This window comes from Nonomuraea zeae (genome assembly GCF_005889725.1).
Lineage (GTDB): Bacteria > Actinomycetota > Actinomycetes > Streptosporangiales > Streptosporangiaceae > Nonomuraea > Nonomuraea zeae.
On the sequence record NZ_VCKX01000038.1, the window covers coordinates 26341 to 52576 of the forward strand.

Genomic DNA, 26236 nt, shown 5'->3' on the forward strand with positions numbered 1-26236 from the left:
GTCATCCGGCGACCGGGCCGGGCGGTCACGGGCGCGGCGTCACCGGGGCCTGCCACATGGCGACGATCGCCTCGATGAGCCCGCCGGCCGTGTCGTGCCAGGTGGGCCGGAAGGTGGGGAGGTTCTCGGCCAGGGCCCGCTCCCGCTCGACACACATCTGCACCACGAGATGACGGGCCATGGCGACACGCTCTGAATAGAGCTCGGCGGGCAGGCCGGGCAGCGATCGGGTCAGGCCGTCCTGGAACAGCCGCAGGATCGGGGCGGCGGTCAGGGCCTCGTCGATCATTATGGCGCCGAAGGCGGGGTCGGCCATGACCTGCGCGGTGAAGCGGGCGTACCAGGTGGGGCTGCCCAGGCTCTCCAGGTGTTCGGTGTACGGGCGGACCAGGCACGAGACCCAGTCGCGCACGTCGGTGGAGCCGGCGATGCCGGTCATCATGCGTTCGCGCAGGCGCTCGATCTGGCCGGCGTGCTTGCGGGCGATCGCGCGGATCAGGTCGGCCTTGGTGCCGAAGTGGTAGCTGACCGCGGCGTTGTTGCCCTGCCCCGCGGCCTCGCTGATCTGGCGGTTGCCGACGGCGTGCACGCCACGTTCGGCGAACAGCCGCTCGGCCGCGGCGAGGAGCGCCTCCCGCGTCGCGTTGACCTGTTCGTCCCGCCTCATCCTGCTGATCATGATCTTTCACCGCACCGGGACTTCGTGTAGCCCGCGACGGCCCAGTCCCGCAGGTCGTCGCAGCTCCTCGGCCGGGCCGGCGAGGCGTGACGAGAGGACAGCCTACGCAACCGCGGGCCGGGAGCAACCCCGGCCGCTTGACCCGCCGGCTTGACAGGAGTCCGTCTCACGCTACAGTTTAAATCAATCAATTGATTTAATTTACTCCCCCGGCGCACGCCAGGTCGCGGCGTTCCCGGCCTCTCTCGTGACCGGGATGGTTGTGCCCGCCGGCGCGGGGCTCGCCTTGCCCGCTGGTCCGCAGTTCTTTCGAGGAGGAAACAGTGACGACGGTCCCGGAGTACGACATCGCCCGGGAGGCGACGTGCCCGCTCGACCCGGCGCCCGCGATGCGGGCACGGCAGGAGGAGGGCCCGCTGACCCGGGTCCGGCTGTGGGACGGCAGCACCCCGTGGCTGGTGACCGGCCACGCCGAGCACCGCGCCGTGCTCGGCCACCCCAAGGTCAGCGTCCAGCCCGCGAACGGCATCCCCCGGCTCTCCCCGTCGGAGGCCGCGGCCATGGAGAGCATGGCGGCGGCGGAGCGCGCGGAGAAGAAGAGCGCGGGCGGCACCAGCTTCATCATGATGGACGACCCCGAGCACGCCCGGCTGCGGCGCATGGTCACCTCGGCGTTCACCGTCAAGCGGGTCGAGGCGATGCGGCCGGCCACGCAGAAGATCGCCGACGACCTGATCGACGCCATGCTGGCCGGCCCGAAGCCCGGCGACCTCGTCGAGGCGTTCGCGCTGCCGCTGCCGTCGTTGGTGATCTCCAACCTGCTCGGCGTGCCGTACGACGACCACGAGCTGTTCCAGGCCAACAGCCGGACCATCATCAACCGCAACTCGACGCCGGAGCAGCGCGGGCAGGCCCAGCAGCGCCTGACCGGCTATCTGGACGGCCTGATCGAGGAGAAGCTCGCCAAGCCCGGCGACGACCTGCTGTCCGGGCTGGTCGAACGGGTCGAGGCCGGCGAGGTGTCCCGGCAGGAAGCCGCCCGGATGGGCGTGCTGATGCTGTTCGCCGGGCACGAGACCACCGCCAACATGATCACCCTGGGCACCCTGGCCCTGCTGCAGCACCCCGACCAGCTCGCGCTCCTGCGCGACGGCGACGACCCGAAGCTGATCACCACGGCGGTCGAGGAGCTGCTGCGCTACCTCACGATCACCCACGGCGGCCTGCGGCGGGTGGCCCTGGAGGACATCGAGATCGCCGGCCAGGTCATCAAGGCGGGCGAGGGCATCGTCGTGGTCAACGAGACCGCCAACCGCGACCCGTCCGTCTTCCCCGACCCCGACCGGCTCGACCTCCGCCGCAACGCCCGGCTCCACGTCACCTTCGGCTACGGGGTGCACCAGTGCCTGGGACAGCCGCTGGCGCGGATGGAGCTTCAGGTCGCCTACCTCGCCCTCCTGCGGCGCGTCCCCACCCTGGCGCTCGCCGCCGACGTCGAGCAGATCCCGTTCAAGCACGACGGCTTCGTCTACGGCGCCTACGAGCTGCCCGTCACCTGGTAAGGACCCCCATGAAGATCATCATCGAGCAGGACAAGTGCGTCGCCTCCGGACAGTGCGTGATGGCCGCCGACGACGTGTTCGACCAGCGCGACGAGGACGGCATCGTCGTGCTGCTGAACGAGGACCCCTCGCCCGAGCGGCTGGAGGACGTCAAGCAGGCCGCCATGGTCTGCCCGGCCCTGGCCATCACCGTCCAGGAGACGACGTCATGAGCGATCGGCTGATGTACCGGCGGCAGTTCTACATCGACGGCCAGTGGGTCGAGCCGGCGGGCGGCGAGGTGCTGCGGGTCGTCTCCCCCTCCAGCGAGGAGGTCGTCGGCGAGGTGCCGGTGGCGACCGCCGAGGACGTCGACCGCGCCGTGGCCGCCGCCCGCGCCGCCTTCGATCACGGCCCGTGGCCCCGGATGACGCCGGACGAGCGGGCCGACGTCCTGGTCCGCGCCGCCGACCTGTTCAGGAAGCGCGGCGCCGAGATCGCGGCGGTGCTGGTGGAGGAGATGGGCGTGGCCAGCAGCCAGGCCCCTTTCCAGACGGCGACGGTCGCCCCGGTGTTCCAGTACTACGCGGAGCTGATCCGCACCTACGCCTTCGACCGGGTGGTGCGCTCGGGAGGCATGGCCGGGCTGGTGACCTCGGAGCCGGTCGGCGTGGTGGCCGCGATCGTGCCCTGGAACGCCCCGGTCACCCTGTCCGCCTGGAAGGTCGCCCCGGCGCTGGCGGCCGGCTGCACCCTGGTGCTCAAGCCGCCGCCGGAGACGCCGCTGAGCCCGTTCATCCTGGCCGAGGTGCTGCACGAGGCGGGGGTGCCGGCCGGCGTGGTCAACGTCGTGCCCGGCGACCGGGCGGTCGGCGAGCACCTCGTCACCCACCCGGGCACCGACAAGGTCGCCTTCACCGGCTCGACCGCCGCCGGCAAGCGGATCATGAGCCTGTGCGGTGACCAGGTCAAACGGGTGTCCCTGGAGCTCGGCGGCAAGTCCGCCGCGCTCGTCCTCGACGACGCCGACCTGGAGAGCGTGATCCCGAAACTGGTCGGCGGCGCCATGCACAACTCCGGCCAGGTGTGCGCAGCGCTCACCCGGATCCTGGTCCCCAGGTCGCGGTACGCCGAGGCCCTGGAGTCCGCCGCGGCCAAGGCCGTGACCGTGCCCGTCGGCGACCCGCACGACCCGGCCACGGTGGTGGGTCCGCTGGTGGCCGAGCGGCAGCGCGACCGCGTCGAGGGCTACATCAATCTGAAGGAGGGCTTCCGGGTGGTGGCGGGCGGCGGACGCCCTCGTGACCTGCCCAAGGGCTGGTACGTCGAGCCGACCGTCCTCGGCGACGTCGACAACGCCATGCGGGTGGCGCAGGAGGAGATCTTCGGGCCGGTCCTGTGCCTCATCCCGCACGACGGCGACGACGACGCCGTCCGCATCGCCAACGACACCCGTTACGGCCTGTCCGGCAGCGTCTGGTCCGCCGACCCGGTCCGTGGCCTGGCCGTCGCCCGCCGCCTGCGCACCGGCGGGGTCATCGTGAACGGCAGCCCCTCCCCCATGCCGCTGACGCCCTTCGGCGGCTTCAAGGAGTCGGGCCTGGGCCGCGAGCTCGGCCCAGAAGGGCTGCAGAGCTTCCTCGAACTGCGCACCATCGGCATTCCCGCCGAGCTCGGGGAGGCCCGATGAAGGTCGCCGTCTCGTACGAGCCGAACAAGCCGCTCGTCCTGGAGGACCTGCCCACCCCGGAGATCGGCCCCAGGGACGTGCTGGTGCGGGTCGCGGCCAGCGGCATCTGCCACACCGACCTGACCTCCATCAATCGCGCCGAGCGGACGACGCCCCTCGTGCCCGGCCACAAGGCGTGCGGCACCGTCGAGGCCGTCGGCCCCGACGTGCGCCGGGTCAAGGCCGGGGACCGGGTGCTGGCCTCGGTCTCGCCCGCCTGCGGCGCGTGCTGGTGGTGCGTCAACGGGATGTCCAACCACTGCGAGCGCGGCGCGGCCCGGATGGCGCCCCGCTTCGACCTGCCCGACGGACGCCGGGCGCCCGCCCTGTGCGGGTGCGGCTCGTTCGCCGAAGCCATGGTCGTGGACGAGGCGACCGTCGTCGCCGTGCGGACCGACCTGCCCGACGAGCAGCTCGCCCTGCTGGGCTGCGGCGTGATGACCGGCGTCGGCGCCGCGCTCAACACCGCAGAGGTCCGGCCCGGCTCCAGCGTGGCCGTCATCGGCTGCGGCGGCGTCGGCCAGTCCGTCATCCAGGGCGCCCGCATCGCCGGCGCGTCCGTCATCGTCGCCATCGACCCCTCCCCCGGCCGCCGCGAGGCGAGCCTGCACGCGGGCGCCACCCACGCCATCGACCCCGCCGGCGGCGACCCCGTCGAGCAGGTACGCGCCCTCACCGGCGGGCGCGGCGCCGACCACTCCTTCGAGGCGGTCGGCCTGCCCCACCTCATGGTCCAGGCGTTCGACCTGGCCCGCGCCGAAGGCACGGTCACCCTCATCGGGATGCCGCCGGCCATGGACGCCACCCTGACGCTGCCCGCGATGTCGGCCATCTTCACCGGCAAGCGCATCCAGGGCTCGGTGGCGGGCGGCTCCCAGATCCTGCGCGACTTCCCCCGCTACATCCGCCTGGCCGAGACCGGCCGGCTCGACCTGTCCTCGATGGTGTCGAGACGCATCACCCTCGACCAGGTCAACGAGGGCATCGAACTGCTGGAGCGAGGTGAGGGCGTCCGCACCGTGATCGTGTGACCCGCAGACCCGACGTCGCCGCGGCAGCCACGATCGCCGGCTGCCGCGGCTCCCCACCCCGGAGCCCCCGTTGACAGACACCACCGCCGCGAACGCGCACCCCAGGGCCCGACGAGAGGTCCTCGTGGCACTCAGCGGCCTGCTCCTCGCGCTCTTCGTCGCGACGCTCAGCAGCACCGTGGTCACGACCGCGCTGCCTAAGATCATCGGCGCGTTGCAGGGCACGCAGACGCAGTACACCTGGATCGTCACCGCCACCCTGCTCACCACCACCGCCACCACCCCGATCTGGGGCAAGCTGGCCGACCTGTTCAGCAAGAAGACCCTCGTCCAGGCCTCCGTGACCGTCTTCGTCCTCGGCTCGCTCGCCGCCGGGCTGAGCCAGGACCCCGGCCAGCTCATCGCCGCCCGCGCCGTGCAGGGCATCGGGGTCGGCGGCGTGCAGGCCCTCGTCCAGATCGCGCTCGCCGCGATGATCCCGCCCCGCGAGCGCGGCCGCTACAGCGGCTACCTCAGCAGCGTCACCGCCGCCTCCACCATCGGCGGCCCGCTGCTCGGCGGCCTCATCGTCGACACCTCGTGGCTGGGCTGGCGCTGGTGCTTCTTCATCGGCATCCCGGTCGCCGCCATCGCCCTGGTCCTGCTCCAGCGAACGCTGCGCCTGCCCGTCATCCGCCGCGACAACGTAAAGATCGACTACCTCGGCGCGACGCTGATCGCCGCGGGCGTCAGCGTGCTGCTCATCTGGATCTCCTTCGTCGGCGACGCCTTCGACTGGGCCTCCTGGCAGACCGCCGCCATGCTGGCCGGCACGCTGGTGCTGCTGGCCATCGCCCTGTGGGTGGAAACGCGGGCCGCCGAGCCCATCGTGCCGCTCGGCATCGTCCGGCAGCGCACCACCGCCCTGGCCATCACCGGCAGCCTCGCCGTCGGCACCGCCATGTTCGGCGCCGCCGTCTTCCTCAGCCAGTACTTCCAGGCCGGGCGCGGCTACACCGCCACCCAGGCGGGCCTGCTCACCATCCCCATGATGGCCGGCATCCTCGTCTCCTCCATCGTCGCCGGCCGGCTGATCAGCAGGAGCGGGAAGGTCAAGCCGTTCATCGTCACCGGCGCGGTCCTGCTGGCGGGCGGGTTCGCCGGGCTCGGCACCATCGACCACACCACCTCCCTCGTCCTCATGAGCGCGGCCATGCTCTGCGTCGGCCTGGGCGTCGGCATGACCATGCAGAACTTCGTCCTCGTCGTGCAGAACGCCGTCCCGCTCAAGGACATCGGCACCGCCAGCTCCACGGTCTCCTTCTTCCGCTCCCTCGGCGGGACGATCGGCGTCTCCGTCCTGGGCGCCGTCCTGGCCCGCCACGTCGAGGAACTGACCACACACGGCACCGCCGTCCGCGCCGCCTACGGCGACGCCACCGGCCGCATCTTCCTCATCTGCGCCGCCGTCGCCGCGCTCGGCATCCTCGCCGCCGTCCTCCTCAAGCCGGTCACCCTCCGTACGAGCCTCGACAAACCCGACTCGGCCCCATCGGTCGCCCGGTCCGTCGCCATCGCCACCGAAGCGGTGGACGCGACCGCGCCCCTCGACCAGACCTCCGTCCTCTCGGCGGCGGACGACCCCGGCCCCGCGCCCGGCGAAGTACGCGCGCAAGGGAAGCTGGGCCCCTGACGCCCGGCTGACGCGAGCCGTCACCGCCTGAGCAGCCCGGGGACCGCGTCGTGGAACGGCGGGGAACCGGGTGGAACGCCCATCGGTAGGGATCTCTATCGATGGGCGGAGCCGGAATGTTCAGACATGTTCTCTCGGGTGGGCTCGTACTCGTACTGATCGCGGCCGGCTTCGCCCGATCGGGTCCCGCCGACGTCCGTACCGTGGCGGACCCCACGGTCATCCCCGCCCCGCTGAGCAGTTGCGGGTTCGGTACGGGCGCCACCACGACGACGCCCGGGATGCCCGACCACCAGGAGGCCGTGAGCCCGGCGGAGAGGCAGGCGCACACGGTGGCCTTCAGCGGTGCGAAAGTCGTCGTGAAACCGGGCACGGTGCGGCAACCGGTCAGCATCGGGATCACCGCGCTGACCGGCGCCGGCGTCACCGTCCCCCAGGACATGACGAACGTGACGGGCAAGGCCGTCGCCGGGTTCCGGTTCACGCCGCACCCGATGCAGTTCGCGGCCCCCGTCGAGGTGACGCTTCCGTACGACGCGACGCTCCTCACGGACGACGTCACCGCGCAGGACCTGTACACGTACTTCTTCGACGAGGCGAGCCTGTGCTGGCAGCCGCTCCAGCGCGTGAAGGTGGACGAGGCCGGCCACACGGTGACCTCCCTGACGGACCACTTCACCGACATGATCAACGCGGCGGTCTCGACGCCGGAGCATCCCGCGAACGAGTCGTTCGACCCCAACCAGCTCAAGGGCGTCCAGGCCGCCGATCCCGGCTCGAAGGTCAACCTGATCGCGCCGCCGCAGCCGGGGAACACGGGCGACAACCGGCTGAGCTATCCCATCGAGGTTCCGCCGGGCCGGCTCGGCCTGCAGCCGCAGCTCAACGTGTCCTACAGCTCGGAGTCCGGCAACGGCTGGATGGGCGTGGGCTGGGACCTGTCCACACCGTCGATCACGATCGACACCCGGTGGGGGGTGCCGCGCTACGCCGCGGACAAGGAGACCGAGACCTACCTGCTGAACGGCGCGCAGCTCACGCCGCCGGCCAACCGCGGAACGCCGCAGCCGCGCAGCTCGGAGAAGACGTTCCACGCGCGGGTCGAGGGCACGTTCATGCGGATCGTACGGCACGGCTCCTCCCCCAAGGACTACACCTGGGAATGCACCGACAAGTCGGGCGTCCGGTGGATCTACGACACGACGCTGAAGGACGGCGCCGGCAACGTCTACACATGGGCCCTGCGGGAGGTCCGCGACCTGCACGGGAACGTCGTCCGGTACGACCACGAGCAGGTGGACGTCCCCGGCGCCGAGCCGGGCCGCAACCTCTACGTCACGAAGATCACCTACAGCGGCCACTACTCCGTCACCTTCCTCCGCGACCGGGACCTCGGCGAGCCTCTGCGGAAAGACCAGATCATCGACGCGCGCGGCGGGTTCAAGCAGGTCACCGCCGACCTCTTACGCCGCATCGACGTCAGGCTGGACGACACCCTGATCCGCCGGTACGCGTTCGCCTACACCACGGGCGCGTTCGGAAAGACGCTGCTGGCCTCCATCGCGCAGCTCGACAGCCAGGGTGCGCCGTTCAACAAGCACGATTTCAGCTACTACGACGACATTCGCGACGCGCAGGGCAACTACCAGGCGTTCAGCCCGGCCGAGTGGACCTCGCCGAGCGACCACCTCAGCAACGAGCTGCTGAACCTCACGCCCAGCCACCAGGGCGACGCGAGCGCGCTCAGCGCCGGCAGCAGCCTCAGCGAGGGCGCGCACCTCTACCTCGGGGTCGGAGGGTCGCCCTCGAAGACCAACTCGGTCGGCCTGAAGGTCGGCGGCGGCCACACCTCCAACGAGGGCGTGCTGGCTCTGATCGACGTGGACGGCGACGGGCTGCCGGACAAGGTGTTCCGCGACCACGACCAGGTGAGGTACCGCAAGAACCTGTCCGGCCCTCATGGGCAGACGCGGTTCGCCGGCGACTCGCACCCACTGGACCTGCCCGGGATCCTGGACGAGACCAGCAACACCCTGACGCTCGGCGTCGAGGGCTTCCCCGGCGGCGTCGCGGCGCAGGCCGACTTCGTCAACGCCTTCAGCACCACCGCGACGTACTTCGCCGACGTCAACGGTGACGGCGTCAGCGACCTGGTGAAGGGCGACAGCGTCCTGTTCGGCCGGGTCGGCGCGGACGGCACTCCGGTGTACGGCGTCAGCGGTGACACGCCGGTGCCCGTCAGCCCCGGCCATCTGGAAACGGACGGGTTGTTCGACTTCAGCCAGGACCGCGACCGGCTGAACGAGTCGTTCCCCCTGCTGGACAGCGTGCGCCGCTGGGTCGCGCCCTTCGACGGGACCGTCAAGGTGGAGGGGCCGGTCAAGCTGGCGAGCACGAAGTCGGTGGACGGCGTTCGCGTGGCCGTCCAGCATGAGGACGCGGAGCTCTGGTCCGCCACGATCGGCCCCGAGGACCCGGCCGAGCACGCGCCGGAGGGGGTGGACTCCGTCGCGGTGCGTCGCGGCGACCGGCTGTACTTCCGTGTCCAGTCGGTCTCCGACGGCACGGACGATGAGGTGTCCTGGAATCCCCAGGTCAGCTACCTCGGCGTGGCTGATGTCCGGGACGTCAACGGGCTCGCGCCGTACGTCTACAGAGCCTCGGACGACTTCACGCAGGGCGGGCGGTCCACCGAGGTGAAGGTGCCGCTGGACGGCACGATGCACCTGTCGGGCGACGTCCGCAGGTCGCGTGCGACCACCGACGACGTGACCGCGGTGATCACGGCTGACGGGACTCCGCTGTTCCAGCAGAAGATCACGGGCGACTCCCTGCCCATCGACGTGGACGTGCCGGTCCAGAAGGGGCAGACGCTCAAGTGGCGGCTCCAGATCGACTCGCCGATCGACCTGGGCGCGCTCACGTGGACACCCGAGGCGACCTACGTCGAGCACCCAGACATCAAGGTGTCCCCGCCCTACGACGTCGACATGTACCCGATCGACGAGCTCACCGGCCCGCAGGGCTCCTTCACCGTCGCCGCCGGAGGCGACCTCACCATAGATCCGAGCCTCGCCTTCGATTTCGGCACGGCGAAGCCCAGCGGGCGGGTCGTCTTCACGGTGAAGAGGCGCGGCGCCCTCGTGGCCAAGAAGACCTTCGACGTCCACGAGGGCGTGCTGACCTCGCCGGGTCAGTTCGGCATCCAGGCCGCCACGGGCGACGAGCTGTTCTTCGACTTCAGCACGCTCGACCCGCGACTGCGCTCGTTCCTGACCGGCCAGGCGGTGAGGGCCGGCGACCAGGACGCGCCGAGCGCCTTCCACAGCGCGGCGGTCGAGGGCGCGTTCCCGCAGCCGTACCGGGGGTGGGGCGCCGCCGGGTACAACGGCGCCCGCGCCACCCAGCCGATCGCGCAGGACGACCTGGTCATCGACGACGGTTTCGGCGACCAGTTGCCCGGCAGCGTCGATCAGACCGGGTTCGGCCAGGACCCGCGCGTCAAGCCGCCGAAGGTCGTGCCGTTCGCTCCCTCGCCGGCGCAGAACCGGTGGGGCGTCGGGGACTCGTCGTGGATCGGGCCGGAGGGCGGCAGCAGCGCCCGGTTCGGCGGCGGGTCGGTCGATCTGCCCAGCCCCGCTGACCTGGGCGACGCCGTGGCCGTGCCGCGGCTGTCGCGCTCCCGGCAGATCTCGCTCTCCGGCGGGATCGGCCCGGCGGGAGCCAGCGCTGCCAAAGGCGACAGCACCGGCCAGCTGGACTTCATGGACATGAACGGGGACCGCTTCCCCGACGTGGTCAGCTCGGGCGGCATCCAGTACACCGACCCGACCGGCGGCCTCGGGGACACCCGTGGCCCCCTTCCCGACGGGGCGGTACGCCGTACCGGAACCGAGTCCGGAAGCATCAGCGCGGGCAGCGCGGCGCGAGTGATCGCGACCGGGCGCGGCTACGCGAGCCCGCCGGGAACCACGACGGCGGCCACCGCGACGGCGGGCAGCGACATGCCGCCGCTGGGCATCGGCGGGAGCCTCGGCGCCAGCGACGCCGACCAGCAGTTCGACCTGCTGGACCTGAACGGTGACGCCCTGCCGGACCGCGTGTACTCCGACGGCCGGGTGGCGCTCAACCTGGGCTACCGCTTCGGCGCTCCGGAGCCGTTCCGCAACCCGGGCCCGCTCAACAAGGGCAGCGGCGTGGACGCCGGGCTGAACCTCGGGTTCAACACCGACTTCTACGGCTTCGCCGGCGGCGTCTCCTACGACGAGAGCAGCACCTCCAGCTCCAGCACGCTGATGGACATGAACGGCGACGGCCTGCTGGACCGGGTGATCTCGGGCGATCCCATCAAGGTGGGGCTGAACACCGGCAGCGGCTTCGAGCAGCCGGTGGAGTTCCGCGGCAGCCTGAAGTCGGTGAACACCGACGCGAACGCGCGGCTGGGAGCGGCGGCGTACTTCACGTTCTCGATCTGCTTCCTGACTGTCTGCGTGGTCGTCAACCCGGGAGGGCACGCCTCCAAGGGCACGTCGCGGACCGAGGAGGCGCTGCGCGACCTCAACGGGGACGGGTACGCCGACCACGTCTCCTCGACGAAGGACGACCAGCTCGTCGTCGCCGAGAACCGGACCGGGCGGACCAACCTGCTGAAGACGGTCGCCAGGCCGCTCGGCGGGCGGCTCGACTTCGACTACAGCCGGGACGGGAACACCTTCGGGCAGCCGCAGTCCAGGTTCGTGCTCTCTCGCGTGGCCGTGGACGACGGCCGCGCCGACGACGGGCCCGGGCAGGTGAGCACGTACACCTACGACGACGGCGTGTACGACCGGCTGGAGCGGGAGTTCGACGGGTACAAAACGGTGGTCTCGCACGAGGACACGCGGCGCGTCACCCGGACGTACCGGACGGATGGCCACTACACCCGCGGCCTGGTCGTTTCGACGGTGACGGCCGATGACGACGGCCACAAGTTCGTGGAGACCACGAACACCTACACGCTCGACGGCGATCCCGCCGACACGACCGCCACGATCTTCCCCGCTCTGACGCGGACCGACGTGCGGTACTTCGAGGGAGCGGCGACCGCCGGCAAGTCCACCTTCACCACCTACGAGTACGACAACGTGGGAAATATCACGAAGTCATTTGACGCCGGGGACGCCGGCGCGGCCGACGACGTGGACACCCGGATCGGGTACTCCGCGTGCGTGCCCGGCTCGCCCGACGTGATCGACGTGTTCAGCGGCGGCACGCTGCTCCGCCACCGCGAGTCGACCGTGGACTGCGCCACGGGGGACGTCACCCGGCAGGTGGCCGAGCTCGCCGACGGTTCGTCCGCCGTCACCGATCTCGCCTATTTCGACAACGGCAACCTGCGGACCTGCACCGGGCCCGCCAACAGGAGCGGGCAGCGGTACACGGAGACCTACGCCTACGACGCGGTGGTCTCGACGTACGTGGAGTCGGTGACCGACAGCTTCGGCTTCCGCTCCACCTCCACGCACGACCTCAGGTTCGGGCTGCAGGAGTCCGGCACCGACCTCAACCAGCAGACCGTCCGCAACACCTACGACGCGGCCGGCCGGCTGTCCTCGGTGACCGGGCCATACGAAGCCTCGTCCGGGCACCACACGGTCGATTTCGAGTACCACCCCGAGGCTTCCGTGCCGTACGGGATCACCCGGCATTTCGACGGCCAGGCCGGTGACCCGCTGGACACGATCGACACGATCACGTTCACCGACGGCCTGGACCGCGTGATCCAGACCAAGACGGACGCGACGGTGGCGCACGTGCCGGTCGTGGTGGTGTCCGGGCGGGTGGTCTACGACGCGCTCGGGCGTGCCGTCGAGGAGTTCTTCCCCGTGACCGAGGCGAAGGGGCCGGGGAACACCACCTTCACCGCGGCCTTCGACACGGTGGCGCCGACGGCCAAGACCTATGACGTCCAGGACCGCGTCACCAAGGTCGTCCTCCCGGACCGGACGACCTCCACGGCCCGGTACGGCTTCGGGCTCTCGCAGTTCGAGACGGTCGCGACCGACGCCAACGGCAAGGTCGTGCGGACCTATCGGGACGTACGCGGGCAGATGACCTCGATCAAGGACAGCGTCAGCACGACCGGCTTCGGCTACGACGCGCTCGGCCAGCGGACGTCGATCGTGGACGACAAGGGCAACACCACGACCATGTCGTACGACAACTTCGGCCGCAGGACCGTCGTGGCCGATCCGTCCTCCGGACGCACGGAAACCGTCTACGACCTGGCCGGGAACCCGATCAAGAAGATCAACGCCGCCGGGGCGGCCGTCCAGTACACCTACGACTTCAACCGGCTGAGCGGCGTGCGGTACCCGATCTTCACCGGGAACAACGTGACCTACACCTACGGCGGGCCCGGCGCGCCGAACAACACGGCCAACCGGATCGCCGCGGTCGTGGACGGCGCCGGCAGCGTGGCGCGGGAGTACGGGCCGCTCGGCGAGCTCACCAAGGAGACGCGGACCGTGCACGCGCAGGGCAGCCACGTGCTCACCTTCACCACGCAGTACCGGTACGACACGTGGAATCGGGTGCTCGACCTCACCTTCCCCGACGGCGAGGTGCTGACCTACCACTACGACAGCGGCGGGCAGGTGGACGCGGCGACCGGGCTCAAGGGCGGCACCACGTACCAGTACCTCAAGCGGCTGGACTACGACAAGTTCGGCCAGCGCGCGCTGGCCGACACCGGTAACGGCACGCGGACGCAGTACACCTACGACCCGCTGACACGGCGGCTGCAGAACCTGCGGGCGAGCCTGGCCCAGGGCACCGTCTTCGAGAACACCACCTACGGCTACGACGGGGTCGGGAACCTCACCTCGCTCCAGAACGCCGCCGGCCCGCCGTCGTCGGAGTCGTTCCAGTACGACGACGTGTACCGGCTCACGCACGCGCAGGGCACCTTCAAGAGCGATCCGTACACGCTGGACCTGCGCTACGACAGCATCAGCAACATCACCAGCAAGGCGCTGACGCACGGCAAGGACAGTTACACCAACGCCTACACCTACGGCGGGGCGCACGCCGCGAGCCAGATCGGGATCCAGTCGTTCGCCTACGACGCCAACGGCAACCAGATCAGCAGGAACCAGCAGCCGCGGCCCCGCCGCCAGCTGATCTGGGACGAGGACAACCGCCTGGCCTGCGACCACGAGAACGTCCAGTCGAAGGACCTGCCCCAGTCCCCCGACTCGTGCGACAACGCGGGCGGCGCGCCCAACGCGCGGTATTTCTACGACGACCAGGGCACGCGGGTCGTCAAGGACGGCGCGCAGTTCCACGTCTATCCGAACCAGAACTACTCCACCAACGGCAACAAGGAGTACAAGCACATCTACGTCGGCTCGACTCGGCTGCTGACCAAGCAGGTCGAGCAGCCGCACAAGGTCGAGGACCGGCAGTTCTACGCTCACAACGACCACCTCGGCTCGACCGGGTACGTCACCGACAGTTCGGGCGGCCTGGTGGAGACACTGAAGTACATCCCGGGCGGGGAGACGTGGGTGGACGACAAGCCGTCCCAGCCGGTGCCGCTGGAGTTCGGCGGGAAGGAGCTCGACGACGAGACCGGGATGTACTACTTCGGGGCTCGGTACTACGACCCGCGGACCGCGGCCTGGCAGAGCGCCGATCCGGCTCTGCCGGACTCGGGGACGACCTCGCTCGCCCTGTCGTCGTACCTCTACGGCAACGCCAACCCGCTGCGGTACACCGACCCGGACGGGCTCTCGCCCGCGTCCGGCTCCTCCGGGGATCAGCCGCCCCCGCCGCTGACGGCCGAGGACGGATATTACGCGGAGTACTCGACCTCCACCGGTGAAGGCGCGACGCACTACTCGATCGCCGAGGACGGCCAGCCGTACGCGGACTACCGGGTCGAGTACCCCGAGCCGGTGAGCCAGGGCAAGGCCGGCCTCATGGCCAGGTTCCAGCGAAGCCTCGCCGGAAGGATCCTCGCCAAGGCCATGGACAGCCGCGCACCCGTGATGACCAACCAGAAGGGCGGCGGCGTGCAGGCCACGCCACGCAGCGAGGCCGTCGACAACACCGTCAAGAGGGGGTTGTCGGCCGCCGAGGACGTCGGGCCCGGGCGCGGCGGCAAGGGCGGCGGCGGCCGGCTCCAGTCGGGCATCGACCCGGTCGCCAGGGCGGGCAACGTGGCGGACGCGGTGGGACGGGCCGGTTTCTGGGCCGGGCTCATCCACGGGATTTTCGCCGACTACGAGACCATGCAGGACGCGAAGGCGCACGGGCGCACGTACAGCGAAGAGGTCGAGCAGCGGCATCGGGACTACAAGTACACGACCATCTTCCCGTGGGGCTTCGTCATCGAGAACAAGGAGTACTGCCCGGACGACAGCTGCATCCAATAGGTGGTGCATGATGACGGGATGCCGACTCTCCCGTTCGTCCAGAACGACGGTGATTCCCGCGTCAAGCGCCCGGCACAGGCGGATGAGCGCACGACGATGGTGGCGTTCCTGCGCTGGCATCGGAAGACCCTGGAGCACAAGTGCGCCGGCCTGGCGCCGGCGCAGCTCGCCCAGCGGGCGGTGGGCCGGTCGGCGCTGTCGCTGCTCGGCCTCGTGCGGCACGCGGCCGAGTCCGAGCGCTTCTGGTTCCGCCGGGTGATGGCGGGGCAGGAGCCGCCGCCCCTGTTCTCCTCCCCGGCCGCCCCCGGCGGCGCGTTCGAGGTGGCGGGGGCGGACGCGCGGATGGTCGCCGAGGCGTGGCGGGCCTGGCAGGCGGAGATCGCGTTCGCCGACCGGCTCGTCGACGCGGCCCCCGACCTCGGGCTCACCGGGAACGAGCCCGGGGAGGGGCCCGTGTCGCTGCGCTGGGTGCTGATGCACATGGTGGAGGAGTACGCGCGGCACAACGGCCACGCGGACCTGCTCAGGGAACAGATCGACGGCGCGGTGGGGCTCTGACCGCACCCGGTTCGCGACGGCGGGCGACGGCCCGACACGCGGTTCAGCGGGGCGAGCCGGCCCGGGTGAAGTGACCGCGCGCGACCAGGTCGGTCGTCACCACGATGGCCACGGCCTCGGCGGCCAGCAGCGCCACCAGCACCACGAGCTGCACGACCCCGGCCTCGATCGGGCCGGCCCCGCCGAGCAGCATGCCCACGAAGGCGCCGGGCAGCGTGACCAGGCCCACGGTCCTGGTCTGGTCGAGCGCCGGCACCAGAGCCTGGTTCGCCGCCGGCCGGCAGATCTCCAGCGCCGCGTCCCTCGGCAGGAAGCCCAGCGCCAGCGCCGCCTCCACCTCTCCCCTGCGCTGGGCCAGCTCGTCCACTGCCCGCCGCCCGGCGAGCGAGGTGGCGGTCATGCAGCCGCCCAGCAGGATGCCCGCGATGGGGATCACCACGATCGCGTCCATGGAGATCACTCCGGTGCCGGCCAGCAGGGCGAGCACCGGGACGACGCCCGCGGCGATCGGCACCGCCGCCCACCAGGCCGCCCGGTCACGGGTGATGCGCCGGCCCGCGGTGAAGGCCGCGACGCCGTACATGAGCAGGATGAACCCCGCCGCCGCCGCGAAGTAGGCGACCACCCACGTGATCAGGGCGGAGACCGCACCGAGCTGCACCGCCGCCCGCAGGCAGGCGGTCAGCACGGCCCGCCCGTGGCCGAGCCGGCCCAGCCACGCCACCATGGCACCCAGCCCGATGAGGGCCACCAGGATCACGGGGAGAAGGGGGGTCAGGGAGATCAGAGAAGAGGAGCGCACAGCCAGTACTATCCCGCCGCCGGCCGGTCGGCGGAGTCCGGCAGGTCACGCGGGCCACCCTGGCCGCACGCGATCCGCTGACCGTCGAGCCACTGAGCTCGGCAATTCGGTGAACGTGGCCGAGGCCGTCGCCTTGCCGGCCTCGTACCGCGTGATCGTCCCTGACCCCTGCCGGAGGACCTCGCCTCCTGCCCGCGCGCGTCCAGCGGCCCGACCACTCGGTGGTCACCCGTGACGCTTTGGCGTATTCGAAAAGGCAGGCCACCCTCGGGTGCTGCTGCACAGACAGAGCGCCTCTATCGGCGAAGTGCCGCGTAGTCAAAGTCTTGTCCGGAGAGATTAGCAACCACTTCATCGATGACTGGGGCGAGGTTGGGGCCCGATGAATTCCGGGTCATCCGTCCGGCTCGGCCGTTACGCCACGCCGTGCTCATCGATCACGACTGGCACCTGGACGCGTATCTTGATCAGGACGGCGCGCAACGGATCGGCGGACTATGGATGCTCGCCTCCCGTTCTCCCCGCTCCCTGATTCACCTTCCGATGCGGACCAATCGCCCTCCGGCCGGGGAGACGACAGGCCGGCGACTTGACCTCGTGTTGATGCACCACTCGCTCCAGTTCGCTCCCTCCCGGTGGAAGCAGGTGCGCGGATGTCTTGGGCCCGGCCGCCCCCAGACCGTCGACCTGCCTCAGGCAGGGCGCACCGAGGCTGTCCCGGCCGACCACCAGGCCCGCCATCACCGCGAGAACCGGGATCTTTTCCACCAGCGCCTACACGCCGAGACGCTGTTCATGACGGGCAGCGCGAAGGTGTTCCGCGAGACTGCCGGGCTCTTTCTCGATGTCGCCGGAAAGGGACCAGGCCATGTCCCGCTCCACCCGAATGCCGCGCACTTCTGCATCGAGCTCCACTCGAATGACGGCTTCCTCGGTAATGCACGGGAGATTCACATCGAGTACTGCGACCAATGGCACCGATCGGGCCTGGAGCAGCGCGGTTGAGGAGGGCCATTGGCATCCTTCCCTCAGCAGCCGAGTGGGTGGCTCGGCTGGAGGCCCTGCCGGCGGGCCCAGGTGGCGAGGCGCTGGATGGCGGCGTGGTCGGGGCTGCCGGGAGGTGCGGTGATGAGGACGATGAGCTGTTCCTGATCGTCGAGGCTGGTCAGGGCCTGCCAGTCGAGGTTGAACGGTCCGGCGATGGGATGGTGGAGCTGGTTGTGGCCGAAGGGCTGCACGGTGACCAGGTGCTGGCTCCACCAGGTGCGGAAGTCGTCGTCGTGGGCGGACAGGTCGCCGACGAGCTCGTGCAACCGGGCCTGGTCGGGGTAGGCGCCGGCGGCCATGCGCAGGCTGGAGACGGCTTCTCGGGCGCGGACGCGCCAGTTGGCCTGCATGGCTCGGACGTACGGGTCGAGGAAGATCATGCGGACGTAGTTGCGGTGGCCGGGTGGCAGGGCGGCGAGGTCGCCGAGCAGGGCGGCGGCGAGCTGGTTCCAGGCCAGGATGTCCAGGTAGCGGCCGAGCACCAGGGCAGGGGTGTCGACGAGGTTGGCCAGCAGCCGCAGCGTCTGCGGGGCGACCTGCTGCTCGGCCTCGGCCGGCGGCTCCGGCACGGCGGGGTCGGCGAGGTGGAACAGGTGCCGCTGCTGGTCGTCGTTCAGCAGCAGGGCCCGGCCGATCGCGGACAGGACCGCGCGGGAGGCGGTGCGGATGCGGCCCTGTTCCAGCCGGCTGTAGTAGTCGGTGCTGATGCCGGCGAGCTGGGCGACCTCTTCCCGGCGCAGTCCGGGCACCCGGCGCGGGTAGGCCGGTTCGGGCAGACCGTGCTCGGCTGCGGTGACTGCGGCGCGCCGGGCGGTCAGGAAGTCGGCCAGCACCCCTCTCGGAGAAGCGAGAGGCGGGTTGCCTGGGCTGTCCATGTCAGCCAATGATGGCATCCAGATGGTCAAACTTCCGGGGAAACCCGTTCCCTGGAACAACCGGCTCTTCCAGCTCAGCGCGTTGTCAGTAACGGTAGTGGAGGAAGGGCGGCCGACCCTGCAGTATCTGGAGGGGGGCTGTGGGGCCGGCCGCTCTCCTTGTCCATCTCGGCACGGGAGTCGGGGGCGGCGGCGCGGTTGCCGCTCGTGACGTGGATCCGTGCTGCCGACTTCCCGTGCCGACGGCGGTCCAGTCCTCGGGCGCGTGGTGGACGATGATGTCCCCGCGACGCGGCGTATAACCGTCCTCGGTACGCCGCGCGACGGATCACCGGAACATCGTCCAGGCACCAGTGATCGCCCCCGCCATCAGAAGATCACGATCTCATCCCCGGCGCTCCAGGTGGTAGGCAGGCCGAGGGTTGCCGGGGGCTCGGTGCGCAAGCCGGCCGTGGACCTCAGCCAGGGCTGAACCAGCGGGTGAGGGCCATCTTCAGGCGGTCGGGGTCCGCGCCGGCCCAGGCGACGTAGCCGTCGGGACGGATGAGCAGTGCGGGCGCCGGGGCGTCGTCGGCGGTCGCGATCACGCGGTGCACGCGTCGTTCCAGACTTCCGCGAGGTCGGCGAGGTCGTTCCCGCCGGTGAGGTCGAGCAGCTGGGGCCGGACCCCAGCGAGGCGGAGGTCGCCGGCGAGAAAGAGGCCGGTGGGTCCACCGCCGACGATGATGACGTCTGACATCACTGGCGCTTCCTCAGGATACGCGACTGTATCTAACGGCGGACGCCGCAGGTTACCGCGATAAGGTACGCAAGTGGATCGTAAGCACGAGCAGGTCGAGGGCAAGAGCGGGGCGCAGGCGGTAGAACGGCGAGCCGACGGCGACCCGGCCCGGGACCGTGGCGCCTCCCGTCGGCGCGGCTCCGAGCTAGAGGACGCGATCCTCGACGCCGCGTGGGAGGTCCTGGTCGAGCACGGCTATCTCGGCTTCACCTACGAAGCGGTCGCCGCCCGCGCCGGCACGAGCCGTCCCGTGCTCTACCGGCGCTGGCCGCAGCGCGACGACCTGCTGCTGGCCACCCTCACCAAGTTCTGGCTGCCGATCACGGTGCCCGACACTGGCAGCCTCCGCGATGACGCGATCGGCTTCCTGCACAACGCCGACGCCGACCGCGCGGGCATGATCATGCTGATGAGCGTGCAACTGGTGGACTACTTCCGCGACAGCGGCACCAGCCTCAGCGAGCTACGCGACACCCTCCTCGCGCCGGGTCAGGCGACCCCGTTCGAGATGATCGTCGCCCGTGCGGTTGAGCGGGGTGAGCTGCCCGACGTGCCGCGTTCGTCCCGGGTGGTGAACCTGCCGCTGGACCTGTTGCGCCATGAGATGTTCATGACGATGCGCGCGGTGCCGGAGGAGTCGATCGTCGAGATCGTGGATGCGGTGTGGCTGCCGCTGCTGGGGGTGCCCAGCGCCCCGGCTCCACCGGCGTGACCGGCACCGGCCGTGGTTTTTATTCAGGCCGGCGTGATGTGCGTCCAACCCGCATTGACCTTGCCGTTCTTTAGCCCCGTGAACGTGCCCTGGTCGTCGATCCTGGCAGTGGAGATCCCGCCGTTCCCCTGGTGGTAGAACAGCAGGTTTCTGTTCGTGGGGACGATGCGGCTCCAGCCCGTATTGACCTTGCCGTCCTTCAGGCCCGTGAACGTACCCTGGTCGTCGATCCTGGCCGTCGAAATCCCGCCATTCCCCTGGTGATAGAACAGCAGATTCCCGTTCGTCGGGACAATGTGCGTCCAACCCGTATTGACCTTGCCGTCCTTCAGGCCCGTGAAAGTGCCCTGATCGTCGATCCTGGCCGTCGAAATCCCACCGTTCCCCTGGTGATAGAACAGCAGGTTTCTGTTCGTGGGAACGATACGGCTCCAACCCGTATTGACCTTGCCATCCTTCAGGCCCGTGAACGTACCCTGGTCGTCGATCCTGGCCGTCGAGATGCCGCCATTCCCCTGGTGATAGAACAGCAGATTCCCGTTCGTCGGGACAATGTGCGTCCAACCTGCGTTGACCTTGCCGTTCTTGAGTCCTGTGAACGTGCCCTGGTCGTCGATCCTGGCTGTCGCGATGCCGCCGTTCCCCTGGTGGTAGAAGAGCAGGTTCCTGTTGGTGAGCACGATGTGCGTCCAACCCGCGTTGACCTTGCCATCCTTCAGCCCCGTGAACGTACCCTGATCGTCGACCCTGGCCGTCGAGATCCCGCCGTCACCGTCACGGTAGAACAACAGCTCATCGGACATGGAAACCACCTCTTCAGTGATCGTGGATTTGCCTGCGCTCCGGCGAGCTCGGCGTCCTGGCCGCCACCGAGGCTGCTCGATACGGCTCGTGACGTGTCCCGTCACGCCCGCAAGTGTCCCCGGGCGGCAGTCGCCGAACCTGAGCCCGCGGAACCTTTGCCAGACCACAGGCAAAGTGATCCACCCGTACGACCGGTGCGCGGCGGCGATGTTGCCGACGGCGACGAGCACGCCGATCAGCGCCTTCTCCCGGCCGGCGCGTAATGGTGCCGGCATCGGGATGGGCGTCTGACAGGCTGATCATGTGACAGGGAGCGCATCTGATCCTGATGACCGGTTCCGAGATCGGCGGGAACGGAAGTACGGGTACGACTTCATCGACGAGGTGCTGGTGCGCTGTCCTCGGTGCGACGGGTGCGCTGTCGTCTTGGCGCATCCGGAGCCCCTCGATGACGGCGAGGCGGCTTCCACCGGGGTCATGAGCTTCCGCCGCCGCTTGCGCTGCAGGGAGTGCGGCTACTTCAGGGACGAGACGGTCGGCTCCGCGGCCGTCGGCGGCCCTGTCGATCCGTTCTTTCAGCGGCCGGTTTGGTTGCAGGCGAGTTGCTGCGGACGTGTGCTGTGGGCCTACAACGTCCGGCACCTCGACCTCTTGGCGGCCTACGTGGCCGCGAAGCTGCGCGAACGTGGAGATCTTGTGGCTGGGGCTCCGGCGAGCCTGGTCGAGCGCCTGCCCACGTGGCTCAAGACCGCCAGGAACCGTGCCGAGGTCCTGCGGACGATTGGGCGCTCGCGCTCGACGCTGCCCGCTGATTGATAGCGGGGTCACGAGCCGTCCTCCCGTCTGGCTGGCTTCTGGGATCGCGCAAGCTCTCCCTCGCAGGCGGCCGGGCCGGTGAGGATGCTCTCGCGATCGATGAGAACGTCGATGGTGCGGATCCTCGTTGATGGCCCATCGTCCCGGCGTCAGAGCGAGCCCGGCTGCTCGGGAAGGTCGGGCTCCAACACCCTCGCGCCGCCCGGCCGCGGCAACCGTAGGCGGGGATCAGCGCTCGACCTCGTAGTGGAGATGGGTGACGCCCGGCGCCGGGACGGCTTCGACGAGGCGGAGGCGTACGTGCTCGGGGAGCGCCTGGAAGAAGGGGCGGCCGCCGCCGAGCAGGATCGGCACCTGGTGGAGGATCACCTCGTCGACGAGCCCCGCCCGCAGTGCCTCGGTCGCGACGCCGCCGCCCATCAGGCCGACGTCCTTGCCACCGGCGGCCTGGCGAGCCGCGGCGATCGCATCCTCGATGCCGGTGGTGACGAGGGTCTGGCGCTCGGTCACCTCCGGTGCCGGCCGATGACTGAGGACGAACAGCTGGGCCGCCGGGTGCGGGCTGCCGCCGCCGAAGTGGTCGGAGTCCTCGTACGTGTTGCGTCCCGCGACGACCGCGCCCACGCGTCCGGCGAGGGCGTCGAAGATCCGGGCGCTGTTCCCGCTCAGCCGGAACCCGTCGAACACCTGGCTGGGCGTATCGCCGGCGAAGTACCAGTCGAAGAGCGTCGTTCCGTCGCCGAGGCCGCGACCGGCGCCGGGGTCGCGGCCGATGATGTACCCGTCGACCGACACTGCGGGTGCGCTGATGACCTTGCTCATCTCCGCGATCCTTCCTTGGAGTTCCTTCAAGAGACTCCATGACCGTAGCACCACAGAGTTCCCTAAGGGAACCCCAATTGGTAGGCTGGCTTCCATGCAGCGCACGAACTTCAGCGAGATGGCGTGCTCGATCGCGCGCACGCTCGACGTCATCGGCGAGCCCTGGTCGCCGCTGGTCCTGCGTGACGTGTGGGTCGGGCTCACGCGGTTCGAGCAGATCCAGGCCGACCTCGGCATCTCGCGCAAGGTCCTGACCGAGCGGCTCAACCACCTCGTGGAGCACGGAGTCCTCGAGCGCCGGCCCTACGACCGGCGGCCACGCTACGAGTACGTCCTGACGGAGAAGGGCACCGAGCTCGTCGACCTGCTCATGGTCATGGCCGGGTGGGGGGACAGGTGGCTCGCGGGCGAGGCCGGCCCGCCCGTGCTCTACCGCCATCACGCCTGCGGTGAGATCAGCAGGGGGGAGCTGCGCTGCGCCCACTGCGGCGAGCCGATGCACGCGGGCGACGTCGACGTGCTGCCGGGTCCCGGCGCGGCCGCGTGATCGAGGCGCGGCGGCTGCGCGCGCTGACCACGGGCCTTGCTGTGATCACGCGGCCGTTGCAAGATGTGCAGCGAGTGAAGGCGAGGGCCTTGCGTGCTGCACGGACGATCTCGGGAGACCGCGGCCATCGAGCGGCTCCTCGCACAGGCAAGGGCGGGGCACAGCGGGGTCCTGGTGATCAGGGGCAGGCCCGGCAGCGGCAAGTCGGCGCTGCTCGCCCACGCCGCCCACGCCGCCCGCGCGGCCGGCGGCGCGCGGCGGCTGTCCGCCACGGGCGCCGAGGCGGAGGCCGGGCTGCCGTTCGCGGCCGCGCACCTGCTGCTGCGGCCCGCGCTCGGGCACCTGTCCGCGCTGCCCGACGTGCAGGCCGAGGCGATCAAGGGCGCGTTCGGGCAGGCGCGCAGCCCGCGCAGGGACCGCTTCCTCATCGGGCTGGCCGGTCTCAGCCTGCTGGCGGAGTACGCGGCATCAGGCCCGCTGTTGTGCCTGGTGGACGATGCCCACTGGCTGGATCACGCCTCCGCCGACATGCTGCAGTTCATGGCGCGCCGGCTCGACCGGGAGGGGATCGCGCTCATCTGCGCGGCCCGTGACGGTGACCCCGCCCTGGCCGGGCTGCCCGATCTGACGCTCGGGCCGCTGTCGGACACCGACGCCACCGGGCTGCTCGACGAGCGGCTGGGGCCGCTGCTCGCGCAGGTGGCCGCCGCGGCGCCTGAGACGCGGTTGGAGTTGCGGTCGTAGCCGTAGTCGCGCCTGACGCAGCTGGTGTCGGTGGAGTCCTGTGCCCTGGTCAGGCGTCCGGTGGCGTCGTAGACGTAGTCCTGCCAGCCGCCGTCGGTGCCGGTCCTGCTGACCCACTGGTCGTGGACGGAGGCGTCCACCCAGTCGTAGAGGAGCAGGGTGCCGTCCGCGCGGCGGTAGTCGCGCTCGACGATGCTGCCCGCCTCGTCCCAGAACGAGGTGTAGGTGATGCCGCCGGGCAGGGTCTGCTTGGAGATCATGCCGTCGGAGTCGTACGTGGCCGTGAACGTGCCCGCCACCGAGTCCGTCATCGCGATGGGCAGGCCGCGCGGCTCCTCCTCCACGTCGTAGACGTAGGTGGTCGAGGAGGGCACGTTGTCGCTCACCTTGACCGGGCGGTCCATCGCGTCGTACTCGGTGGTGGTGACGCCGCCGCGGCCGTCGTCGTACTTCGTCCGGCGGCCCAGCGCGTCGAACTCGGTGGAGACGGCGGAGCTGCCGGTGGTCACCTTGGCCGTCCGGCCGGTCGTCTGGTCGTAGGCGATCGTCTGGGCCGGCACCGCCGCGCCGAGGCCGCCGGTAACCGCCATGGTCGTGGCCCGGCCGGCGGCGTCGTAGCCGAACGAGCTGGTCCTGGTGGTGGTCCCGGAGGTCTCGGTGACCTTCGCGGGCCGGCCGTACCTGTTGTACTCGGTGACCTTCGCCGGCGCGCCGGCCGGGCTGATCCGGCAGGCCAGGTCGGCCCACTCCGGCCGGCCCGCGCACGTGCCGGTGCCGGTGGCGCTCCAGTACGTGGTGGTCGTGGCGGCGCCGCTGGGCAGCTTCGTCTCGGTGACCCGGCCCTGGGCGTCGTACGCGGTGGCGCGGACCAGGTTCAGCCCGGCGGGGTCCTGGACGGTGCCGGTCGCCTGGCCGGTGTTCCAGTCGTAGGTGGTGACGGTGGTGCGGACGTCGCGGTCCGCGCTCTCGCCCGGCACGGCGGCGCCGACGGTGACCTTGGTGGGCAGGGCGCTCGCCTTGGCCGTGGCCGGACGGCCCGTGTCGTACTCGGTGACGGTGTGCTCGCGGGCGGCGAGCCAGGCACCGCCGGGCACGACGACGGCGTGCAGCGGGCCGTACCGTTCGAGCTCGCGCTGGCCGTCGTCGCTGTAGACGTAGACGGTGGACATCAGGTCGGCGCGGACGGCCTGGTTCACCTCGGCCAGGCCGAGATGGACGAGCCTCGGCTCCTCCTCGGGCGTGCTGGTGGCCAGCTCACGGTTGCGGGCGGTGAGCTGGCGCACCATGTTGCCCAGGCTGTCGTACTCGGTGACGGACAGGCCGTAACCGGCCGCGAGGTGGTTGACCTCGTTGCCGGCGGCGTTCAGGTAGGACACCTCGGCGTACCAGTAGTCCTCCTTGTACTCCACCTCGGTGCCGGTGTGGGTGCCGGGGTGCGGGCCGGACGGGAAGATCGCCGTACCGGTCACGGCGGTGTCCACCTGTCCCCAGGCGTCCACGTCGCCGGCGCCGAGCTGGACCGGCGCGGTGCCGCGCGCCGTCCAGCGGCGAGGTCATCGCGACCGCCGCGGCGGCCGCGCTCGCGGTGGCGTTCGTCGCGGTGGTCGCGGGACCGAGGGCGGTCCGCCGTGCCACGGCCTTCGGGCGGGCGGCGGCCTTCAGGTCCGCGGCAGAGGTGCCGCCCGCCGTCACCTCGGCCGTGGCGGACCAGGGTGAGACGCGCTCGCCGTCACGCACGCGGGCGCGGAAGGCGTACCCGGCGCCTGCCTGCAGCCTGGCCAGGCCGAAGTCGGCGGGCAGCACGGTCACCGCCGTGCCGCTGGTGACCGTTCTGGTGAAAGTCAGCGTCTTGCCGCCGGTACGGCGCAGCTCGAAGTCCGCCTGGAGCTCGGCGACGTCGGGAACGGCGGCCACGCCGCGGAAGGCGGGAGTGAGGGTGGTGGTGCGCCGCGGCGTGCCCGGGGTGGTGGGCCCGGCGTCGGCCCGTGGCGCGGGCAGCGGACCCGGCGCCGGAGCGCTCTGCCGCAGGCGCACCGTGTCGGCGACGGCGGCCTGCTGGACGGCGAGTAAGAGGATGAGGATGGACACGACGGCGCCCGTTAGACGTCTCATACATGCTCCTGCCCGGAAAACGGGGATCCTGCGAGCAGTTCAGGCGAGCACGATCTTGAGGTCAAGGGATCTTCGAGGAGACCGGCAACGCGTGCTGAAGCCCTACCGGCCGGGGGCCTCATGATGCCTATCCGGCGAGCCGGCGATGCTGATCCGCCCGCGCGCGGCCGCCTCGGTCCAGGATCGTCAGGCGGCCGCGCGGATCGGCCGCCGCGACCGGAGCAGGCGGCTACGGGCCGTTCGTGCCGTCGCGCGCCTCGATGACCGGGGCCATGAATTCCTGGAAACGCGCGAACTGCTGCCGATCCATCTTCAGCGGCACCCCGTTGGCGATCCGGTCTTTGTACCGGGCGCCGATCGTCACCCTGAAACCGTCACCGTGTGGTTTCGCGTCCACTCCGAGGAACGCCACGTGATATCGCCTGGCCTCGGTCAGGCAATGGAAGATTTCGAAGGTCCTGCCGTCCTGCACCAGGATGTACTCGCCGATCGCGAACTCCGCTGCCATGGCTTCCCGTTCATGCCGCCTGCCGTGCCCGGTGTCAGA

General features: G+C 70.5%; 21 protein-coding genes. 12 read left to right on the top strand and 9 right to left on the bottom strand.

The features are described from left to right. Positions 1-25: 25 nt before the first annotated feature. On the bottom strand, positions 26-667 hold the full coding sequence (locus ETD85_RS15080) for a TetR/AcrR family transcriptional regulator (RefSeq protein ID WP_206058318.1): 642 nt from the start codon (positions 665-667) through the stop codon (positions 26-28). Positions 668-1002: 335 nt separating this feature from the next. Here ETD85_RS15080 and ETD85_RS15085 point away from each other — a divergent pair, with 335 nt between their 5' ends. The 7 genes from ETD85_RS15085 (at position 1003) to ETD85_RS15115 (ending at position 15627) form a co-directional block, all read left to right on the top strand. Continuing rightward, positions 1003-2241 carry a cytochrome P450 gene (locus ETD85_RS15085; protein WP_240779157.1) on the top strand — a complete coding sequence of 413 codons (1239 nt, stop codon included), beginning with the start codon at positions 1003-1005 and terminating at the stop codon, positions 2239-2241. Between the two features lie 8 nt (positions 2242-2249). Continuing rightward, positions 2250-2453 (top strand): ferredoxin, encoded by a 204-nt coding sequence (locus ETD85_RS15090; protein ID WP_138690328.1) that lies wholly within the window; start codon positions 2250-2252, stop codon positions 2451-2453. Then, complete coding sequence (locus ETD85_RS15095; RefSeq protein WP_138690329.1) at positions 2450-3910, top strand: aldehyde dehydrogenase; 1461 nt, start codon at positions 2450-2452, stop codon at positions 3908-3910. Before ETD85_RS15090 ends, ETD85_RS15095 begins: the two co-directional genes overlap by 4 nt. Further along, positions 3907-4980, top strand: coding sequence for a Zn-dependent alcohol dehydrogenase (locus ETD85_RS15100; protein ID WP_138690330.1), 1074 nt, complete (start codon positions 3907-3909; stop codon positions 4978-4980). Before ETD85_RS15095 ends, ETD85_RS15100 begins: the two co-directional genes overlap by 4 nt. 70 nt (positions 4981-5050) lie before the next feature. After that, positions 5051-6652: an MDR family MFS transporter gene (locus tag ETD85_RS15105; RefSeq protein ID WP_138690331.1), complete on the top strand. Its 1602-nt coding sequence runs from the start codon at positions 5051-5053 to the stop codon at positions 6650-6652. Between the two features lie 116 nt (positions 6653-6768). Continuing rightward, positions 6769-15069 carry a SpvB/TcaC N-terminal domain-containing protein gene (locus ETD85_RS15110; RefSeq protein ID WP_170246683.1) on the top strand — a complete coding sequence of 2767 codons (8301 nt, stop codon included), beginning with the start codon at positions 6769-6771 and terminating at the stop codon, positions 15067-15069. A gap of 18 nt (positions 15070-15087) precedes the next feature. Beyond that, entirely contained in the window at positions 15088-15627 is a 540-nt protein-coding gene (locus ETD85_RS15115) for a DinB family protein (protein WP_138690333.1), read from the top strand. A 43-nt stretch (positions 15628-15670) separates the two neighbouring features. On the opposite strand, the gene ETD85_RS15120 is transcribed toward ETD85_RS15115, so the two are convergent. After that, a complete protein-coding gene (locus ETD85_RS15120) occupies positions 15671-16429 on the bottom strand; it encodes an ABC transporter permease (RefSeq protein ID WP_240779158.1) in 759 nt (252 codons plus the stop codon). A 426-nt stretch (positions 16430-16855) separates the two neighbouring features. On the opposite strand from ETD85_RS15120, the gene ETD85_RS15125 reads away from it, so the two are divergent. Next, positions 16856-17434, top strand: a complete 579-nt coding sequence (locus ETD85_RS15125) for a hypothetical protein (protein WP_206058319.1) — start codon at positions 16856-16858, stop codon at positions 17432-17434. A gap of 23 nt (positions 17435-17457) precedes the next feature. On the opposite strand, the gene ETD85_RS15130 is transcribed toward ETD85_RS15125, so the two are convergent. The 3 genes from ETD85_RS15130 to ETD85_RS15135 form a co-directional block, all read right to left on the bottom strand. Continuing rightward, positions 17458-18351: a helix-turn-helix domain-containing protein gene (locus ETD85_RS15130; RefSeq protein WP_138690335.1), complete on the bottom strand. Its 894-nt coding sequence runs from the start codon at positions 18349-18351 to the stop codon at positions 17458-17460. A gap of 458 nt (positions 18352-18809) precedes the next feature. Continuing rightward, on the bottom strand, positions 18810-18947 hold the full coding sequence (locus ETD85_RS63105) for an aromatic-ring hydroxylase C-terminal domain-containing protein (RefSeq protein ID WP_170246679.1): 138 nt from the start codon (positions 18945-18947) through the stop codon (positions 18810-18812). Next, positions 18935-19090, bottom strand: a complete 156-nt coding sequence (locus ETD85_RS15135) for an FAD-dependent monooxygenase (RefSeq protein ID WP_138690336.1) — start codon at positions 19088-19090, stop codon at positions 18935-18937. Before ETD85_RS15135 ends, ETD85_RS63105 begins: the two co-directional genes overlap by 13 nt. 73 nt (positions 19091-19163) lie before the next feature. On the opposite strand from ETD85_RS15135, the gene ETD85_RS15140 reads away from it, so the two are divergent. Beyond that, entirely contained in the window at positions 19164-19844 is a 681-nt protein-coding gene (locus tag ETD85_RS15140) for a TetR/AcrR family transcriptional regulator (protein WP_138690337.1), read from the top strand. 23 nt (positions 19845-19867) lie between these two features. Here ETD85_RS15140 and ETD85_RS15145 read toward each other — a convergent pair whose 3' ends face one another. Further along, the gene (locus ETD85_RS15145) at positions 19868-20923 is read right to left on the bottom strand and encodes a hypothetical protein (RefSeq protein WP_138690338.1); all 1056 of its coding nucleotides are present in this window, start codon (positions 20921-20923) and stop codon (positions 19868-19870) included. A 151-nt stretch (positions 20924-21074) separates the two neighbouring features. On the opposite strand from ETD85_RS15145, the gene ETD85_RS15150 reads away from it, so the two are divergent. Further along, positions 21075-21464: a hypothetical protein gene (locus tag ETD85_RS15150; RefSeq protein WP_206058320.1), complete on the top strand. Its 390-nt coding sequence runs from the start codon at positions 21075-21077 to the stop codon at positions 21462-21464. Between the two features lie 228 nt (positions 21465-21692). Here ETD85_RS15150 and ETD85_RS15155 read toward each other — a convergent pair whose 3' ends face one another. Continuing rightward, positions 21693-22286, bottom strand: a complete 594-nt coding sequence (locus ETD85_RS15155) for a dihydrofolate reductase family protein (RefSeq protein WP_138690339.1) — start codon at positions 22284-22286, stop codon at positions 21693-21695. Between the two features lie 94 nt (positions 22287-22380). Between ETD85_RS15155 and ETD85_RS15160 the strand changes: the two genes are divergently transcribed. Further along, a complete protein-coding gene (locus tag ETD85_RS15160) occupies positions 22381-22833 on the top strand; it encodes a winged helix-turn-helix transcriptional regulator (protein ID WP_138690340.1) in 453 nt (150 codons plus the stop codon). Between the two features lie 93 nt (positions 22834-22926). Then, entirely contained in the window at positions 22927-23577 is a 651-nt protein-coding gene (locus tag ETD85_RS15165; protein WP_138690341.1) for an AAA family ATPase, read from the top strand. Between the two features lie 1254 nt (positions 23578-24831). Here ETD85_RS15165 and ETD85_RS63110 read toward each other — a convergent pair. Both ETD85_RS63110 and ETD85_RS15170 read right to left on the bottom strand, forming a co-directional pair. Next, entirely contained in the window at positions 24832-25689 is an 858-nt protein-coding gene (locus ETD85_RS63110; protein WP_170246684.1) for a hypothetical protein, read from the bottom strand. Positions 25690-25918: 229 nt separating this feature from the next. Beyond that, on the bottom strand, positions 25919-26197 hold the full coding sequence (locus ETD85_RS15170; RefSeq protein WP_138690342.1) for a hypothetical protein: 279 nt from the start codon (positions 26195-26197) through the stop codon (positions 25919-25921). Positions 26198-26236 lie beyond the last annotated feature (39 nt).

What these genes read in the sequence shown, in the direction of transcription:
- ETD85_RS15080 (WP_206058318.1), bottom strand. Translation starts at nt 667, where the DNA reads ATGAGGCGGGACGAACAGGTCAACGCGACGCGGGAGGCGCTCCTCGCC.
- ETD85_RS15090 (WP_138690328.1), top strand. Translation starts at nt 2,250, where the DNA reads ATGAAGATCATCATCGAGCAGGACAAGTGCGTCGCCTCCGGACAGTGC.
- ETD85_RS15095 (WP_138690329.1), top strand. Translation starts at nt 2,450, where the DNA reads ATGAGCGATCGGCTGATGTACCGGCGGCAGTTCTACATCGACGGCCAG.
- ETD85_RS15100 (WP_138690330.1), top strand. Translation starts at nt 3,907, where the DNA reads ATGAAGGTCGCCGTCTCGTACGAGCCGAACAAGCCGCTCGTCCTGGAG.
- ETD85_RS15110 (WP_170246683.1), top strand. Translation starts at nt 6,769, where the DNA reads ATGTTCAGACATGTTCTCTCGGGTGGGCTCGTACTCGTACTGATCGCG.
- ETD85_RS15115 (WP_138690333.1), top strand. Translation starts at nt 15,088, where the DNA reads ATGCCGACTCTCCCGTTCGTCCAGAACGACGGTGATTCCCGCGTCAAG.
- ETD85_RS15130 (WP_138690335.1), bottom strand. Translation starts at nt 18,351, where the DNA reads ATGGACAGCCCAGGCAACCCGCCTCTCGCTTCTCCGAGAGGGGTGCTG.
- ETD85_RS15135 (WP_138690336.1), bottom strand. Translation starts at nt 19,090, where the DNA reads ATGTCAGACGTCATCATCGTCGGCGGTGGACCCACCGGCCTCTTTCTC.
- ETD85_RS15145 (WP_138690338.1), bottom strand. Translation starts at nt 20,923, where the DNA reads ATGCCGGCACCATTACGCGCCGGCCGGGAGAAGGCGCTGATCGGCGTG.
- ETD85_RS15155 (WP_138690339.1), bottom strand. Translation starts at nt 22,286, where the DNA reads ATGAGCAAGGTCATCAGCGCACCCGCAGTGTCGGTCGACGGGTACATC.
- ETD85_RS15160 (WP_138690340.1), top strand. Translation starts at nt 22,381, where the DNA reads ATGCAGCGCACGAACTTCAGCGAGATGGCGTGCTCGATCGCGCGCACG.
- ETD85_RS63110 (WP_170246684.1), bottom strand. Translation starts at nt 25,689, where the DNA reads ATGAGACGTCTAACGGGCGCCGTCGTGTCCATCCTCATCCTCTTACTC.
- ETD85_RS15170 (WP_138690342.1), bottom strand. Translation starts at nt 26,197, where the DNA reads ATGGCAGCGGAGTTCGCGATCGGCGAGTACATCCTGGTGCAGGACGGC.